Below are 14,497 nucleotides of genomic sequence, written 5' to 3' on the forward strand. Positions count from 1 at the left end.
CGCCATTATGATGGGCCTAAGTTAGAGGGGGACGTTCAAGATGAGAGAGATTCAGGACCGCGGGCTGCTGGCGGATTACTTGCGTCAATATGAGCTGGAGACGATATTTTACGAACCGTTTAGACCGCATTTATCGCTGTATTGCTTTGACCAGGGAGAATTCATCTGCTCGCAGGGAGCACCTGCGGAATATTTATACGTGCTCGTCAGCGGGAAAATTAAAATCTATACCACCTCACCCGAAGGGAAAACGCTGATCCTTAACTTTATGAAACCGCTGGAGATTATCGGGGATATCGAATATCTCAAGGAAACGGATACGGTCAATACCGTTGAAGCGGTCACGACCGTGCATATGATCGGCATCCACCATCGCTGGCTGCGGAAATTTGGACAGGATTACGCTCCTATGCTCCAGTTTCTGCTGGATATGATCACTAATAAGTTTTATATAAAATCCAATTTTCTAAGCCTTAATCTGATGTATCCGGTTGAAGTCCGGCTGGCCAGCTACTTGCTGTCGATCTCTTTCGACGATGCGGACACGTCCGGGGAGGAACAGCGGACAGCGATCAACCTGGTGGATGCGGCCAACTTAATCGGGACCAGCTATCGCCACGTCAACCGGGTGATCCAGAAGTTCTGCAAAGACGGACTCGTGGAGCGGGATAAAGGATGTATCCGCGTAATAGACAGGATAGGGCTCAGCGATCTGGCTGGACAAAATATTTATGAAGTCGTAACGAAAGGAGGGGCAAACCAATGATGCTTGGTCTTGTGTTATCACTGATCGCCGGCTCCCTGGTGAGCATGCAGAACATTTTTAACAGTAAAATGAATCAGCGGATCGGCTCCTGGGCCACAACCACGTGGGTGCTGTTCCTCGGGTTTGTCGCATCGTTCGGCATCGGCCTGGCGGTTGAAGGCAAAGGCATGCTGACACTCCAGCATATGCAGCCCTGGTACTGGTTCAGCGGCATGATCGGGGTGGGGGTTGTGTTCTGTCTAATGCAGAGCATGAAGCTGCTTGCGCCCACTTTTGCCATCGCCGTAGTTATGACGGCCCAGCTTGGGTTTGCGCTGATTTGGGACTCGCTTGGCTGGATGGGACTGGAGAAAGTCCCGCTGACTGCGAACAAAGTGATCGGCGTGCTCGTTATCGTGGCCGGAATCGTTGTTTTCAAAATCGGCGAAGGGCGGCTTCCAGCGGGAAAATCTGCTGCCGTTCAAAAAGAGACTGCTGCGTTTGAGCAAGGAAATAGATAAGGAGTGAAGTTGAATATGACGACCATGATTGATAAGGTTGCCTGGATTCAGATTCAGGACGGACGGGTACTGTCCGCACGTTCCAAAGGAAAGGACACCTATTATTTGCCTGGGGGAAAGAGGGAGCCCGGTGAAACCGATGAGCAGACGCTGATCCGTGAAATCAGGGAAGAGCTTACGGTAGCGATCGATCCGGAGACCCTTGCATTCGTGGGAACGTTTGAAGCTCAGGCACATGGCAAAGCGGAAAATGTGACGGTTCAAATGAGCTGCTACACCGGGGCCTATTCTGGCGAGCTCCGTCCATCGGCGGAAATCGAGGAGTTTGCCTGGCTGACCTATGCGGATCGCAGCCGCGTATCGCCGGTGTGCCAGCGAATTTTTGACCATCTGCACGAGCGTCAATGGATCTGATCAGGTGTGCCGCGAAAAGTAACGGATATTCACAGGAAGACACATTCCTGTCGGGTATCCGTTTTTGTTGTGCTACTGAAAATTGCAGCAAATTTTTCAATGTAAAACTAATGGTTTACATTTGGTGCGATTTCATATAATCTAATACGGACAATGATTATCCGCTTTAGTTGGCATAACCAATTTGTTATGCTCAAATGGGATTGATGGAGACCACATTAATATTGGAGGTGATGACCTATGCATATGAAGACCGGCGTGGAGCAGTGCGTTTATGCGATTTTTCTGCTGAGCATGCTTCCGGACAAGGCGGTTCTGCCCGGCGAGGCAATCAGCCAGCAGCTTGGCACTTCCCCGACGTATTTCCAGAAGCTTTTGCGTAAGCTGGTCAGCGCGGATCTGATCACCTCCGTGCCCGGGGTAAAAGGCGGGTTTAAATTGAAGAAAAAAACAGAAGATATCCGTATCTACGATATTTACATCGCCATCGAGGGGCAGCAGTCCCTTTATTCCTCCAGCGGCATTTTCCGGGATATGCTGGAGCTGCGGGACGATCCCGATCCGTGCTGCCTTCTGGCCAATTTGATGGAAGAAGCAGAATCCGCCTGGAAGACCGTGCTTCAGCGGGAGACGGTAGCATCCATTTATGACGATGCACATCGGGAGCGTTACAGACAGAAGATTGAATCGCTAAAGGATTGGGTTCACGAAAAAATGGTCGTATAACTAACATACAAACGAGAAAAGAGGGAAAAGCATGATTTCGATTTTAAGCCGAATCAATGAGCTTGCCAAAAAGGAAAAAGAAGAAGGGCTCACTAACGCTGAGCGCGTGGAACAGCAATCGCTACGCGAGGATTATCTCCGCGAAATCCGCGGGCAGGTGCTGGGCACGTTCTCCCGTTTGACGGTGGTTGACCCGCTGGGCAATGACGTTACGCCCGAGAAGGTCCGCAAAGTGAAGGCCGAGCAGGAGGAGACGGAAGAGGAAGCCCCCGGCGTTGTAAACCGGATTCGCCGCTATTTGGATTAACGGCCGGCGACAGAGCCTTACGCATCTGCACTTTTATCGATCAATATCATTCATTTACATGACAACTTACGATTCCATTGTCCTACCGACATTCATATAAATTTGCAGGAAAGAAGCTGATACCTATGAGCAACCACGATACGAAAACGCTGGATCAGATCAAGTTTTCCGTTCTTGATTTGGCACCCATCGTCAGGGGTGGAACCGCGGCCGAATCGTTTAAAAATACATTGAACCTGGCTCAGCACGCCGAACGCTGGGGTTATAACCGTTATTGGCTGGCTGAGCATCACAACATGCCCGGCATCGCCAGTTCGGCAACGTCCGTCGTCATCGGGTACGTAGCCGGAGGGACCCAGTCGATCCGCGTCGGTTCCGGAGGCATCATGCTGCCTAACCATGCGCCGCTGGTCATTGCGGAACAGTTCGGTACGCTGGAAGCCATGTATCCGGGGCGGATTGACCTTGGACTCGGACGCGCTCCGGGTTCCGACCAGCTGACCGCGGAAGCGCTGCGCCGCGACCCGAGCAACGGGCATTATTTTCCGCAGCATGTTCAGGAATTGATGGGCTATTTCGACGAGAAGTCCAAATATAACCGCGTCCGGGCCATTCCGGGGGAAGGACAGCAAGTTCCGATCTGGCTGCTCGGCTCCAGCGATTTCAGCGCTGCTTTGGCTGCTAAGATGGGCCTGCCGTTCTCCTTCGCCAGTCATTTTTCGCCGGATCATACGCTGCAGGCGCTGGCTATTTACCGGAGACAGTTTCAGCCGTCTGCGGTTCTGGACAAACCTTACGCCATGGTTGGAGTAAACGTGTACGCGGCCGATACAACGGAAGAGGCGGAGTTTATCGCCACATCGCATCAGCAGCAATTTCTGAGCCTGATCCGGAATACGCCCGGCCAGCTCGCCCCGCCGGTTAAATCGCTGGAAGGCAACTGGAACGAGTTCGAGAAGGCGCATGTGATGAAACAGATCCGTTCCTCGGTCATCGGCAATCCGGAAGAAGTCAAGCAGCAGCTGCAGGCCTTCCTGAATGAGACCCAGGCGGACGAAATGATCGTCAACTCGATGGTCTACGACCCGGCGGCCCGCCTGCGTTCGTACGAAATCGTGGCCGAAGTCACCGGTATGAAAAAGTGACAGCTATGAATCGCATATGACTCGTGTAAATCAACGTGATTGAGAAAGGTTGGCCTTATTTATAAGGTCAGCCTTTTTTTGTCCCGTCGGCTCATAGAACTTTAAAATGGAGTATGCTTGAACACGGAAATAAGGGAAGGGTGCAACATTTTCTCGTTCTTTTAACAACAGAATGAAGGCTCAATCAAAAGTTCCAGCCCATCCAGGCGAAAGGGGAAGACGGCGTTATGATTAAATATGCCATGATCATGCTGCTGCTGACAACGGCTTTGCTCAGCGGATGCGAGCATTCAGAGGATACCAAGCCAGCCATTATTTCCGAGGAGCAGGCGGTTCAAATCGTTCAGCAATATGAGGAGCGCAACAACAGGTTCGGTGAGCTCAAAATCGTCGCCGTGGAGCACACCGGGCATCAATATCAGGTAACTTGGGAGCGTAAGAGCAACTGCGAGAGCGGAACGCATATTTTGGAGGACCGTGATGGGCAGATCGTGAACAGTACCGTATCGATCTGTTGAAGGCAGGGGAAGAATCAAAACGGATACGGCTTCAGTACTGGACATTCCCAGGTGATCGGTGAAAACGAGCGACAAGATCGACCGGATCATGTATAATTTTGGCAATATCTATCCCACTCTATTCGTTGAAAGGATGAATGCCATGCAATTCCCTTTTGATTATCCTGTCCGCGAAATCACCTACAAAGAGGTACAAGACCGGAAGCTGCGTTTGTATGTGTCCGAACCGGACCTTGCAGCGGCAAACAGGCCGGTGATTTTGTTTTTCCAAGGGGGGAGCTTTCAGCCCAATCCGAAGTTCTCGCCGGCCCAATTTCAGCACCAGGCCCATGCTTTGGCATCCTTAGGCGTCGTTTCGATCTGCGTGGACTACAGGACAGGACGTGATACTGGATTTACCCCGCTGCAGGCGATTATGGATATTAAATCGGCCGTGCGGTGGGTGCGTCAGCATGCAGAGGAGCTCGGTGTCGATCCGGAGAAGCTGGCCATATGCGGAGCTTCGGCGGGCGGGTATATTTCCGTATCCTCTATCATGTTCGACCACTTGAACGACGATTTGGACGATGTGAGCGTGAAGGCCGTTCCCGATAAGCTTGTCATCTTTGCAGCCGGGATGGACGGGGTGGACATTATGTCCCGCCGATACCCCGAGCTGCTGCCTATTGCCGAAGAGATTTCGCCCATCCATCATGTGCGGCGCTGCCTGCCGCAGACGCTCTGGATATGCGGAAGCGGGGACGATTTGTATGAGCAGAACCGCGGCTTTGTTCAAGAAATGCAGGATGCCGGTAACCCGATTACGTTTAAAACTTATGATGGCATGGAGCATGGCTTTTTTAATTATGGCCGGCATAACAACACCTATTTTCATAAAACCAGGCAGGATATTGAGGACTTTCTTCGCCCGTGGTTGGAGCATACTGCTGAATAATAGCTTGAATAACGCTGAAGTTTGGCGCTCTGGCCAGAAACGAAAAACGGTCTGTCACCGGATTTTGTCATGCTGACAGCGGGTCAGAGTATCTGCGAATTGATTTGATGCCAGTCTTTACTTTTCGACCAGGATATATTACGATAACGTGGATAATGTTTATCCTCTTTGATGCAGGATAAAGAGATAGCGTTCAGGATGATGTTTAACCTGGAAGGGAAGGTAACCTCATGAAATTAAGTGTATTGGATCAAGCACCCGTTACGATAGGAAATACAGCGGAAGGAGCGCTTCACAAGGCGGAAGAATTGGCCGTTCTGGCCGACGAGCTGGGATACACCCGCATGTGGATGGCCGAACACCATGGGGCGCGCACGTTTGCGAGTTCGGCGCCTGAAGTGACCGCCGCCCGACTTGCGGCCAAAACGCAGTCCATTCGGATCGGCACCGGTGGTGTCATGATGATGCATTATTCCCCTTTGAAGCTGGCCGAGGTGTTCAAGACGCTGAGCGCATTCACGCCTGGCCGGATCGACTTCGGCGTCGGCCGGGCACCCGGCGGAGATACAAGCTCCATGTATGCCTTGTCGGAAGGGCGGCAGCTGATGCTGCACAATATGTATGAGAAACTGAAGACGACGCTGCAGCTGATGAATGATGAGGTTCCGGAAGATAGCCTGTACGCCAAAAACGCCGCATCCCCGGCTCACGTCACTCTGCCTGAGGCATGGCTGCTCGGATCAAGCGGCGACAGTGCGCTTAAGGCCGGAGAGATGGGTGTTGGGTATTCGTTTGCGCAATTTTTCAACGGAGCGATGAGCCGCGAAATTCTGGATATCTATAAAGACCAGTTCAAGCCTTCGGCTTTTATGGAGAAACCGCAGATCAGCGTGACCTATTTGGTGACCGCCGCTGAGACTAGGGAAGAGGCCGAATATGAAGCTCTGCCGCAGGATCTGTTTCGGCTTATGATGGCTAAAGGGCGGCAGATCACGCAGCTGCTCACTCCGGAAGAAGCGCATAATTACCCGTTAACCGAAATGGACCGGATGCTGATCCAGGACAACCGGAGGCTGCATTTGGTTGGCCCGGTTAAGGAAATTGCCGACCGCCTGAAGGAAGAGCAGGAGCTGTATGGATTTGATGAGGCCATGATCTGCAGCATCCCGCATTCCCAGGAAAAGCGGCTGCAGGTATATAAGCTGCTGGCACGCGAGCTTTTACAATAGTATATATGACGTAATAATAGCGTACTTACCTCTTGCGATAATGGAGGGGAGTACGCTTTTTTAGATTATTTATAGGACTTGGATACGATATTCATCCCGTCTATAGCTGCATTAAAAATTAATGATGTCATAAATATTGATAAATAGCTTATTATGACGTAATATATAAAACACAATAAAACGAAGCGGGAGGAGGCTTGGGTTTTCACTCAGCAGCACACGGCAGAATTACCGGATTAACGGGGCATGGAATAGGAGGAGAGGTAAAGAAATGGAACGTCATATTGCTATGGATATGGTAAGAGTGACAGAGGCAGCGGCGCTTGCCGCCGGACGCTGGACGGGAAGAGGGGACAAAAACAGCGCAGATCAGGCAGCAACGGCAGCGATCAGGAAGCAATTCCATTCGATGCCCATAGATGGAACGGTCGTGATTGGCGAGGGGGAAATGGACGAAGCTCCCATGCTCTATATCGGAGAACAAGTGGGGGACCGCCGGGGTCCGAAGGTCGACATCGCGGTGGATCCGCTTGAGGGGACCGAAACGGTAGCCAGCGGTTTGAACAATGCCATATCGGTCATCGCCGCCGCTCCGGCAGGCCAGCTTCTGCATGCGCCGGATATGTACATGGCCAAGCTGGCGGCAGGTCCGAAGCTGGCCGGCCGGCTGTCCCTCGATGATCCGATCGAAACGACGCTATCCAAAGCATCGGCCATACTGAACAAGCCGGTATCGGATATAACGGTATCGATTCTGGACCGGGAACGACATCAGGACATCATTGCCGAGCTCCGGACGATGGGGGCGCGGATCAAGCTGCTCAGCCACGGCGACGTCATGGGAGCGATTGAGGCGGCGATGGAGAGCGAAGTGGATCTGTATGTCGGCTCAGGTGGTGCGCCTGAGGGTGTATTGGCCGCCGCCGCCCTCCGCTGCCTCGGCGGGGAGATGCAGGGAAGACTGCTTCCGGCCGGCCCGCCGGATTTCGAGCGCTGCCTGCGGATGGGGATTCCGGATCCACACAAGCTGCTGACGATGGACGATCTCGTAGGTACAAAAGAAGTGCTGTTCGTTGCCACGGGCGTCACATCCGGATCATTCTTGAATGGCGTGCGGTACCTGCAGGAGGACAAAGCCGAAACCTATTCGGTCGTCATGCACTCGGCCAACAAGACGATCAGCTATCTGCGGACGATTCATGAGCTTCCGGTGCAGGAGGCGTTGGTTCAAGGGGCGGCAATGTAACGCTGGGTGCCTTGCAGTGAGCACCGGCATCGAACCAACAAGGACAGGCGGGAAGCCTGTCCTTGTTGGTTTTATTTTTTCTCAGCAGACAGAATGAGGAACATCGGCCGGCGGGTTTCGTCCTTCATGCCAGGGTGGTGCATCAATTTCGGGTCGGGAAGCGGCTCGCGAACCGCCGTGATGGCAAACCCGGTGCGAATTAAATCGTTGATGTAAGTGGAAAGGGTACGGTGATATTTAATGACATGGTCCGTTAAAAACGCCGTGTTGCGAACACCTTCATCCTGATAGTGATCCACCGGCCAGTACAGCGGGCTGCCCTTGTCGTCCAGAATCCATTCCTGCTCGGGCCGGGACGTAAAAATAGGATGCTCCACCGAGAAGACGAAGGTGCCGCCCTGCTTTAAGCAGCTGTGTACTTTTTGGCATACGGCATCAAACGACTGCACGTAATGGAAAGCGAGCGAGCTGAGGACGACGTCGAAATGGCCGTCGGGAAAGTCGATATCTTCGATCGGTGCCTGCAGATAGGTGATTGCCGGATCATCTGTTTGTTCCCGTGCGGATTCCAGCATTTTAGCCGAAATGTCTACGCCGACCACCTCAGCTGCATGCTGTTCCCGCGCATACCGGCAGTGCCAGCCAAAGCCGCAGCCGAGGTCGAGAACCGATTTGCCCTGCAGATCCGGAAGCAGTGCTTTAAATTCATGCCATTCCCCTGCAGCCCCAAGCCCGCCGATGGACCGGGGCATCTCTTTATACGCCGCGAAAAAAGCGGAGTCGTCATACTTGTTTTGTTTCATAACCGATGCACTCCTTTGTTTGGGATATTAAACGTTTAATCTTGCTCTCTCTGATCCACTAACTATAAATTGGGCATGACTTCGGGGTCAAGTTGATGCTGAGATTCAGGACATGTTATAACCCGGCATCGACTGGGTATATTGAGAAGAAACAAGTCTTACAAAAGGTGGAAAAACCATGAGTTCTAACGCAACGGAGTCTTCCAATCTTTCAGCCCGGATCACGTATGCCAGCCGCAACCTCTGGTCGGGATTTCTGGCCGGCATCGGATTTATCGCTTTTGTGGATGAGGTCGTGTTTCATCAGCTGCTGCATTGGCATCATTTTTATGACAAATCCACTTCGGCCGTGGGGCTTGTGTCGGATGGCCTGTTTCATGCGCTCAATTGGTTCGCGACGATTGCCGGCATGTTTTTGGTATCGGATCTCCGGCGGAGAAACGCCATGTGGCCGAAACGCTGGTGGGGCGGCATGCTCCTCGGCGTCGGCGGATTTCAGCTGTATGACGGGACGATCCAGCACAAGTGGATGCGGATTCATCAGATCCGGTACGTTGACAACGTCTTCGTATACGACGTCGTTTGGAATGTCAGCGCAGCCGTCATTCTGATCATCGGCATCATGCTGATCGTTCAAACGGGCAGATTAGCGAAGCGGGAAACGGAGAGGGACGGTTAAATGAACATGACAGGACATCACGCAGGTCATGCTGCCGGAGGTCACCATGATCCCGGGACTGGGATTCTCCATGATACGCTCTTCATCCTCTTATTTCTCGTGCTTATCGGCCTCTATACCGTGGCAGTGAAAGCTGCGAATCGCCGGTTTAACAGATGGCCCGCCATGCGTACGATCTGCTGGATCCTTGGTGTCACTGCTGCGGCAGCAGCGTTAACGGGACCACTGGCGACAAGGGCACATGACGATTTTTTCTATCATATGCTGGGGCATCTGCTGCTTGGCATGCTCTCCCCTTTATTGCTCGCATGCTCTGCTCCCATAACCTTATTGCTGCGCAGCTTAACGATTTCGTCGGCGCGCAGGATGGCAGCCTGGCTGAAAACCCGGCCAGTTCGTCTGCTGAGCCATCCAGTTACGGCATCTCTTTTGAACGTCGGAGGACTATGGGTGCTGTATTATACCGGCTTGTACTCGGCGATGCAGCACCATCCGGTTCTTCACGTTTTGGTGCATGCACATATGTTTGTCGCAGGGTACTTATACGCCGCAGCACTGCTCTGTATTGATCCCAGTCCTCACCGGGCAGGGTACAGATTTCGTGCAGGCATCCTCGTGTTATCTCTTGCCGGACATGGAATCTTGGCCAAGGTTCTATATGCATATCCGCCGGGAGGCGTCTCCATAGTCCAGGCTGAATCGGGAGCACAGCTCATGTATTACGGGGGAGATGCCGTCGACCTGATCCTCATCTTTCTGTTTTGTCTGCAGTGGTACAAGTCGGCACGGCCTGGCAAAAGGCACAAGACCGCTTCGTCCCCGGCCATTTCGTAAAATTGGCTTTTTTAAAAAAAGGAAACTGACCATTTCTATAGGGTCAGTTTTGTTTTATGTTGGTAGATATACGAATAAGAAAGGTTGGAAGCGGCGATGACAGAAGCGGTCAATCTAATGCATAAAGTCGGACAAGGGATTACTCCGCGGCAATTTATGGAACGTATGCAGGTCAGAGAAATGGTTAACAGCGGGATACCGAATACCGTTGAAAGGTTTTATGACAAATATCATGGATTCCGTACGCTCGATTCGGACAGACGGAGTTTGTTTGCATCTTCAGGTGAGCGTTTAGGCATTCGCTGCCTGATCTTATGCACGGACTGGTGTCCGGATGTCATATGGAACGTCCCCGTGCTGTTTCGGATCATGGAGCAGTCCGGCATCCCGGTTGAAGCGCTGATCATGGAAGAACATCTGGATACGATGGATTTATTTCTGACGGACGGCGGAAGAGCCCAGCCTGTGGCGATTTTTGTTGACCGGGGTGGCAACGTGCTCGGCAGGTGGGGGGCGCGCCCAGCCTACATTCAGCAAGTGATGGACAACTTTAAAACCAGCCGGCCGGACCGGCAGTCCCCTTCCTATCAAGAACAGCTTAACCAAGTTTACCGGGACATCGGAGCTCTTTACCTTGAAGGCGACCGCTACCAGGATGTCATTTTGCAAGAGCTGGACGTGCTGTTTCATCGTTTTGTTCAAACACCGTAGAGATAGAAAGAGATTAGGTGCCGAACCAAGCCTTTTTTAAACGAAGGATACCTTCCTCCATAACCGGAAGCGGAAGGCCGGCAAAGCCCAAATAAACGACAGGAAGGGGGGCATCGGGCGGGTCAGCCCACATACTGCGGAAATCATACACCCTGACCCGCTGCTGTTCAGCCCGCTGGATCAGCTCTTGAGCGGTACCATGGCGGCGGACGCTCAGCTGAAGGTGAAGCCCCGCATGCTGACCGGTAATATGGACTTGCTCACCAAAGTGAATGCGTATCAGGTCTATCAAATGATGATGCTTCTTGCGGTACAAGCTGCGTGTCTTCCGCAAATGTCTGTACCAGTGACCCTCCCGTATGAACCGCTCCAGCGCCCACTGTTCCAGGCGCGAAGGTGCATGCAGCAGATCAGGGTGGAGGTTGGATAAGTTGAGCAAGAGTGCGGGAGGAACGACCATATAATTGATGCGGAGCGCAGGCGACAATGTCTTCGAGAAGGTACCGATATAGATAACCCTGCCTTTGTTATCAAGCCCTTGAAGGGAGGGGATCGGCTTTCCCTGATACCGGAATTCTCCATCATAGTCATCCTCGATAATATAAGCGCCCGCCGTTTCGGCCCATGCGAGCAGACGCACCCGCTGCGAATACGGCATGATGCTTCCTGTCGGGAACTGATGCGAAGGTGTGACATATACGGCCTGAAAAGGAACTTTTGCCAACTCATCCACATGCAGCCCTTGGCCGCTAACCGGGACCGGAACCGCCTCCCAGCCGTATCCGTTCAATAGGTTCCTTACGAGATCGAAGCCAGGCTCTTCAAATGCCACCCGCCGTATCCCGTCCAGAAGTTTAACCAGAATTCCGATGCTGTACGACATGCCGCTGCCAATGATGACTTGCTCCGGTGAACAGAGGACGCCTCTGGAATGAGCCAGATACTCCGAGATGGCAGCCCGCAGTCCCGGTTCGCCGCGGGAATCCCCATATCGACCCAGCTGTGCGGCCAATGGCTGTATGGCTTCTTTTAGCATTTTGTTCCATGTCCTGAGTGGAAACGAATCTCCATCCATATGGGTAGGGTTAAAATCGATCCAGTCCATGCCTTCTTCGCGTAAACACTCGTGAAATCCTGGCACGGTATGCTTAAGCTGCATACGCCGAGCCGGAGACGTTGTCACGACATTTTGTATAAATTCAGGGTCGTCCACCACGTAAAAGCCCGACTTAGGTTTGTTGACGACATAGCCTTCGACCACCAGCATGTGATATGCGGTTTCGACAGGCGTCTTGCTGATATCGAGCTGCTGCTGCAGCGCCCGTACGGACGGCAGCCGGGTCCCAGCCGCAACTTTCCCTAAGCGGATTTGCTCGCGGATCAAATGATAAAGTTGAAGATATAACGGAGAGCCGGAATGCTCGGGTAGCAGAAGGTCAAACATGGGATACCGCCTTTGCGTAGGATTCGCTGATTCTTGTCCTCATCGTATCACATGAGGGTCTCAATCTGCAGCGATGGCTGCAATGCAAGTTGACGGATTTCTTGACCGTTATTTTGTTTGTAAATTCAGTGTATTTAGAAAAGGCTTCAGCTTATTCACGACGTAGTGGCTGCCGCCGCGTGCATGTACATTTTCGATCAGTGCGGATATCAGGAAAGAAGATTGCTCCGCGTCAAAGGCGACTACAAATCCATTCTCCTCGCCCTGTTCGCCTTTTTTGACTTTCAGCTCGGCTGTACCGGTTTTTGCCGCCAGCTTCAGCTCTGCAGAAGACAGCGCGTGAGCGGTGCCGCCGCTTCGGCTGACGACCTGCGTCAGTGCATCTTTGACCGTTCCGGCAACCTTTGGAGTAATGATTTGGATCGCTTGAGGAGATTCTTGATCTTCCTGCCGTAGAAAGAGGATAGGGGGGACAAGTTTGCCTTGCTGGGTGAAGGGTGTGAATGCGACCGCCACATGGATCGGGGACAACAGCATTTCTCCTTGTCCATAGGACGTATCCGCGAGCAGAACTTCCGAAGCCAGGTCCCGGTGGGAGGCGTTGGCATACTGGCTTGGCTTCAGGTTGATCATGTCCAGCCCCCAATTCTCGCCGAAGCCGAATTTGGATATGCCTTCGATAAATTTGCCGCTGCCCATTTCCAGCGCTTCTTGTGCAAAATAAATGTTGTCAGAATACACGAGGGCATCCACCATATTTACGGAGCTGACGTCCTTCACCCGCGTGACATAGTACCCGCCCCAGCCCGCGTCTTTTTTCCAATGCAGCCCGTCAATGCGGCGGGTTTTATCCGCTTTGGTTATGCCTTCGGTCAGGCCGGCTGCGGCCGTCACCGCTTTAAACACCGAACCCGGCGCATACCGGGCCGCGAACCGGTTAAAGAAAGGAAGCTCCGGATCCTTTGAATAAGCGTCCCATTCCTGCTGTGACAGGCCGGTGACCATTTGGTTCGGGTCATACGAAGGGGTGCTGACCAGGGCCAGCAGATCTCCATGCTTCGGGTTCATCAACACTGCCGCGCCGGTATCGCCGGACAGCGTACGGTACAGGTCCTGCTGAAGAGCGGAGGCGACCGTAAGGCGGATGTTCTCGCCGTTCACCGCGGGCTTCTGGGCAACGATGCGTTTACGGTTCCCCTTCGCGTCGGTAATTTCGATCAATCCCCCTTTCCGTCCCCGCAGCTGCTTTTCCAGCGATTGCTCCAGTCCGGCCTTGCCAATCCAGTCCCCAGCAGCATAATAGCCGTCTTTATCGTTCTGCAAATCTTCCTGCGTCACCTGACGGACATAACCGGTGAGGTGGGCGGCGGCTTGGCCCAGCGGATAGTACCTCACTTCCTTCGGTCTGACCGAGACGCCCGGCAGTTTCTGGGACAGATCGGTATTGGGAACGTTGGCCATTGGTACAAAATAATCCGGTTTGACCCATTTTTGCGCCAGCTTTTTTTGGATATATTCCACCGAAAGTTCGAAGTAGGCGGCGATGCTGGAGATCGTCTGATCCGGATGGTCGCCGAGCTCGGAAGGGGTAATCCCCCATTCGTATGCGGTGCCGCGGGTGGCCAGCGGGTTCCCATCCCGGTCCGTGATTTCACCACGCTGAGGCGTCAATACGCGGACCCTTACTTTGTCGCCGGCGGACATCTCTGGTAGAATCAGAGAAGGATGCCACTCGATGGCCCAGACCTTATCGTGGTCTTGTTCAACCTGAACCAGCTTCATATGGTAATCCCCATCAACATCACCGATTGGGGTATGCCAGGTGGCGGTATAGTCCATGGAATAATGATGATCCTCTTCGGACTGGAAGGCAGGCCCCTGCGTCACTTTAACGCCGGTAACGCCCATTCCGCTGAAGATCGATTGGTATTTATCGACGAACTGCTCGCGGCTCATTCCCGATTGCTCAAGGGATTCAGGCGTCATGAGGTCGTAGAGCCTGTCAAATTTCATTTCTTTCAGACTGTTGAAGTAAGACTGCAGCGTCTGTTCGGGACCGGGTTCATCCCGCCCCTGAATAAACACGTATATCGCCATGCCACTGGCAACCAGAAAAGCTAACAGCACGTATGTAAAAAATTGTTTTCGCTTCAATCGCTTCATTGCTATAAACCTCGCTTTTGAAATATAATTCACAAGTAAACATGGAAACGGGTATAGGCTAACTATAAAATCAGCCGG

The 14,497-nt window shown here is 52.7% G+C and carries 16 protein-coding genes; 13 read left to right on the forward strand and 3 right to left on the reverse strand.

Annotation, left to right across the window (positions count from 1 at the left end; translation table 11 throughout):
* The first annotated feature begins 40 nt into the window (after positions 1-40).
* The 10 genes from KI379_RS10680 to glpX all read left to right on the forward strand — a co-directional run bounded on the left by KI379_RS10680 (position 41) and on the right by glpX (position 7,785).
* A complete protein-coding gene (locus KI379_RS10680; RefSeq protein ID WP_212983531.1) occupies positions 41-766 on the forward strand; it encodes a Crp/Fnr family transcriptional regulator in 726 nt (241 codons plus the stop codon).
* On the forward strand, positions 763-1,266 hold the full coding sequence (locus KI379_RS10685) for a DMT family transporter (protein ID WP_212983532.1): 504 nt from the start codon (positions 763-765) through the stop codon (positions 1,264-1,266). Before KI379_RS10680 ends, KI379_RS10685 begins: the two co-directional genes overlap by 4 nt.
* 15 nt (positions 1,267-1,281) lie before the next feature.
* A complete protein-coding gene (locus KI379_RS10690) occupies positions 1,282-1,680 on the forward strand; it encodes an NUDIX hydrolase (protein ID WP_076166708.1) in 399 nt (132 codons plus the stop codon).
* Between the two features lie 240 nt (positions 1,681-1,920).
* Positions 1,921-2,406 (forward strand): RrF2 family transcriptional regulator, encoded by a 486-nt coding sequence (locus tag KI379_RS10695; RefSeq protein WP_089547005.1) that lies wholly within the window; start codon positions 1,921-1,923, stop codon positions 2,404-2,406.
* 31 nt (positions 2,407-2,437) lie between these two features.
* Positions 2,438-2,713, forward strand: a complete 276-nt coding sequence (locus KI379_RS10700) for a DUF896 domain-containing protein (RefSeq protein WP_076166701.1) — start codon at positions 2,438-2,440, stop codon at positions 2,711-2,713.
* Between the two features lie 125 nt (positions 2,714-2,838).
* Positions 2,839-3,858: an LLM class flavin-dependent oxidoreductase gene (locus KI379_RS10705; protein WP_089547006.1), complete on the forward strand. Its 1,020-nt coding sequence runs from the start codon at positions 2,839-2,841 to the stop codon at positions 3,856-3,858.
* Between the two features lie 227 nt (positions 3,859-4,085).
* Positions 4,086-4,376, forward strand: coding sequence for a hypothetical protein (locus KI379_RS10710; RefSeq protein ID WP_163873670.1), 291 nt, complete (start codon positions 4,086-4,088; stop codon positions 4,374-4,376).
* Between the two features lie 142 nt (positions 4,377-4,518).
* The gene (locus KI379_RS10715) at positions 4,519-5,310 is read left to right on the forward strand and encodes an alpha/beta hydrolase (protein WP_244879249.1); all 792 of its coding nucleotides are present in this window, start codon (positions 4,519-4,521) and stop codon (positions 5,308-5,310) included.
* Between the two features lie 230 nt (positions 5,311-5,540).
* Entirely contained in the window at positions 5,541-6,539 is a 999-nt protein-coding gene (locus tag KI379_RS10720) for an LLM class flavin-dependent oxidoreductase (RefSeq protein WP_089547008.1), read from the forward strand.
* 271 nt (positions 6,540-6,810) lie between these two features.
* Complete coding sequence (gene glpX / locus KI379_RS10725) at positions 6,811-7,785, forward strand: class II fructose-bisphosphatase (protein WP_212983533.1); 975 nt, start codon at positions 6,811-6,813, stop codon at positions 7,783-7,785.
* 71 nt (positions 7,786-7,856) lie between these two features.
* On the opposite strand, the gene KI379_RS10730 is transcribed toward glpX, so the two are convergent.
* Positions 7,857-8,588 carry a class I SAM-dependent methyltransferase gene (locus KI379_RS10730; protein ID WP_212983534.1) on the reverse strand — a complete coding sequence of 244 codons (732 nt, stop codon included), beginning with the start codon at positions 8,586-8,588 and terminating at the stop codon, positions 7,857-7,859.
* Positions 8,589-8,766: 178 nt separating this feature from the next.
* Here KI379_RS10730 and KI379_RS10735 point away from each other — a divergent pair, with 178 nt between their 5' ends.
* The 3 genes from KI379_RS10735 to KI379_RS10745 all read left to right on the forward strand — a co-directional run bounded on the left by KI379_RS10735 (position 8,767) and on the right by KI379_RS10745 (position 10,812).
* Positions 8,767-9,267 carry a DUF2243 domain-containing protein gene (locus tag KI379_RS10735; protein ID WP_089547011.1) on the forward strand — a complete coding sequence of 167 codons (501 nt, stop codon included), beginning with the start codon at positions 8,767-8,769 and terminating at the stop codon, positions 9,265-9,267.
* The gene (locus tag KI379_RS10740) at positions 9,268-10,101 is read left to right on the forward strand and encodes a cytochrome c oxidase assembly protein (protein ID WP_244879250.1); all 834 of its coding nucleotides are present in this window, start codon (positions 9,268-9,270) and stop codon (positions 10,099-10,101) included. It abuts the gene before it with no gap.
* 96 nt (positions 10,102-10,197) lie between these two features.
* The gene (locus tag KI379_RS10745) at positions 10,198-10,812 is read left to right on the forward strand and encodes a thioredoxin family protein (RefSeq protein WP_212983535.1); all 615 of its coding nucleotides are present in this window, start codon (positions 10,198-10,200) and stop codon (positions 10,810-10,812) included.
* 13 nt (positions 10,813-10,825) lie between these two features.
* Here KI379_RS10745 and pdxR read toward each other — a convergent pair whose 3' ends face one another.
* Together pdxR and pbp4 are read right to left on the reverse strand one after the other, a co-directional pair.
* Complete coding sequence (gene pdxR / locus KI379_RS10750) at positions 10,826-12,256, reverse strand: MocR-like pyridoxine biosynthesis transcription factor PdxR (protein ID WP_212983536.1); 1,431 nt, start codon at positions 12,254-12,256, stop codon at positions 10,826-10,828.
* Between the two features lie 108 nt (positions 12,257-12,364).
* Positions 12,365-14,419: a penicillin-binding protein PBP4(5) gene (gene pbp4 / locus KI379_RS10755; protein ID WP_212983537.1), complete on the reverse strand. Its 2,055-nt coding sequence runs from the start codon at positions 14,417-14,419 to the stop codon at positions 12,365-12,367.
* Positions 14,420-14,497: the final 78 nt, after the last annotated feature.

It is taken from the genome of Paenibacillus cineris (assembly GCF_018333335.1).
Lineage (GTDB): Bacteria > Bacillota > Bacilli > Paenibacillales > Paenibacillaceae > Paenibacillus_AQ > Paenibacillus_AQ favisporus.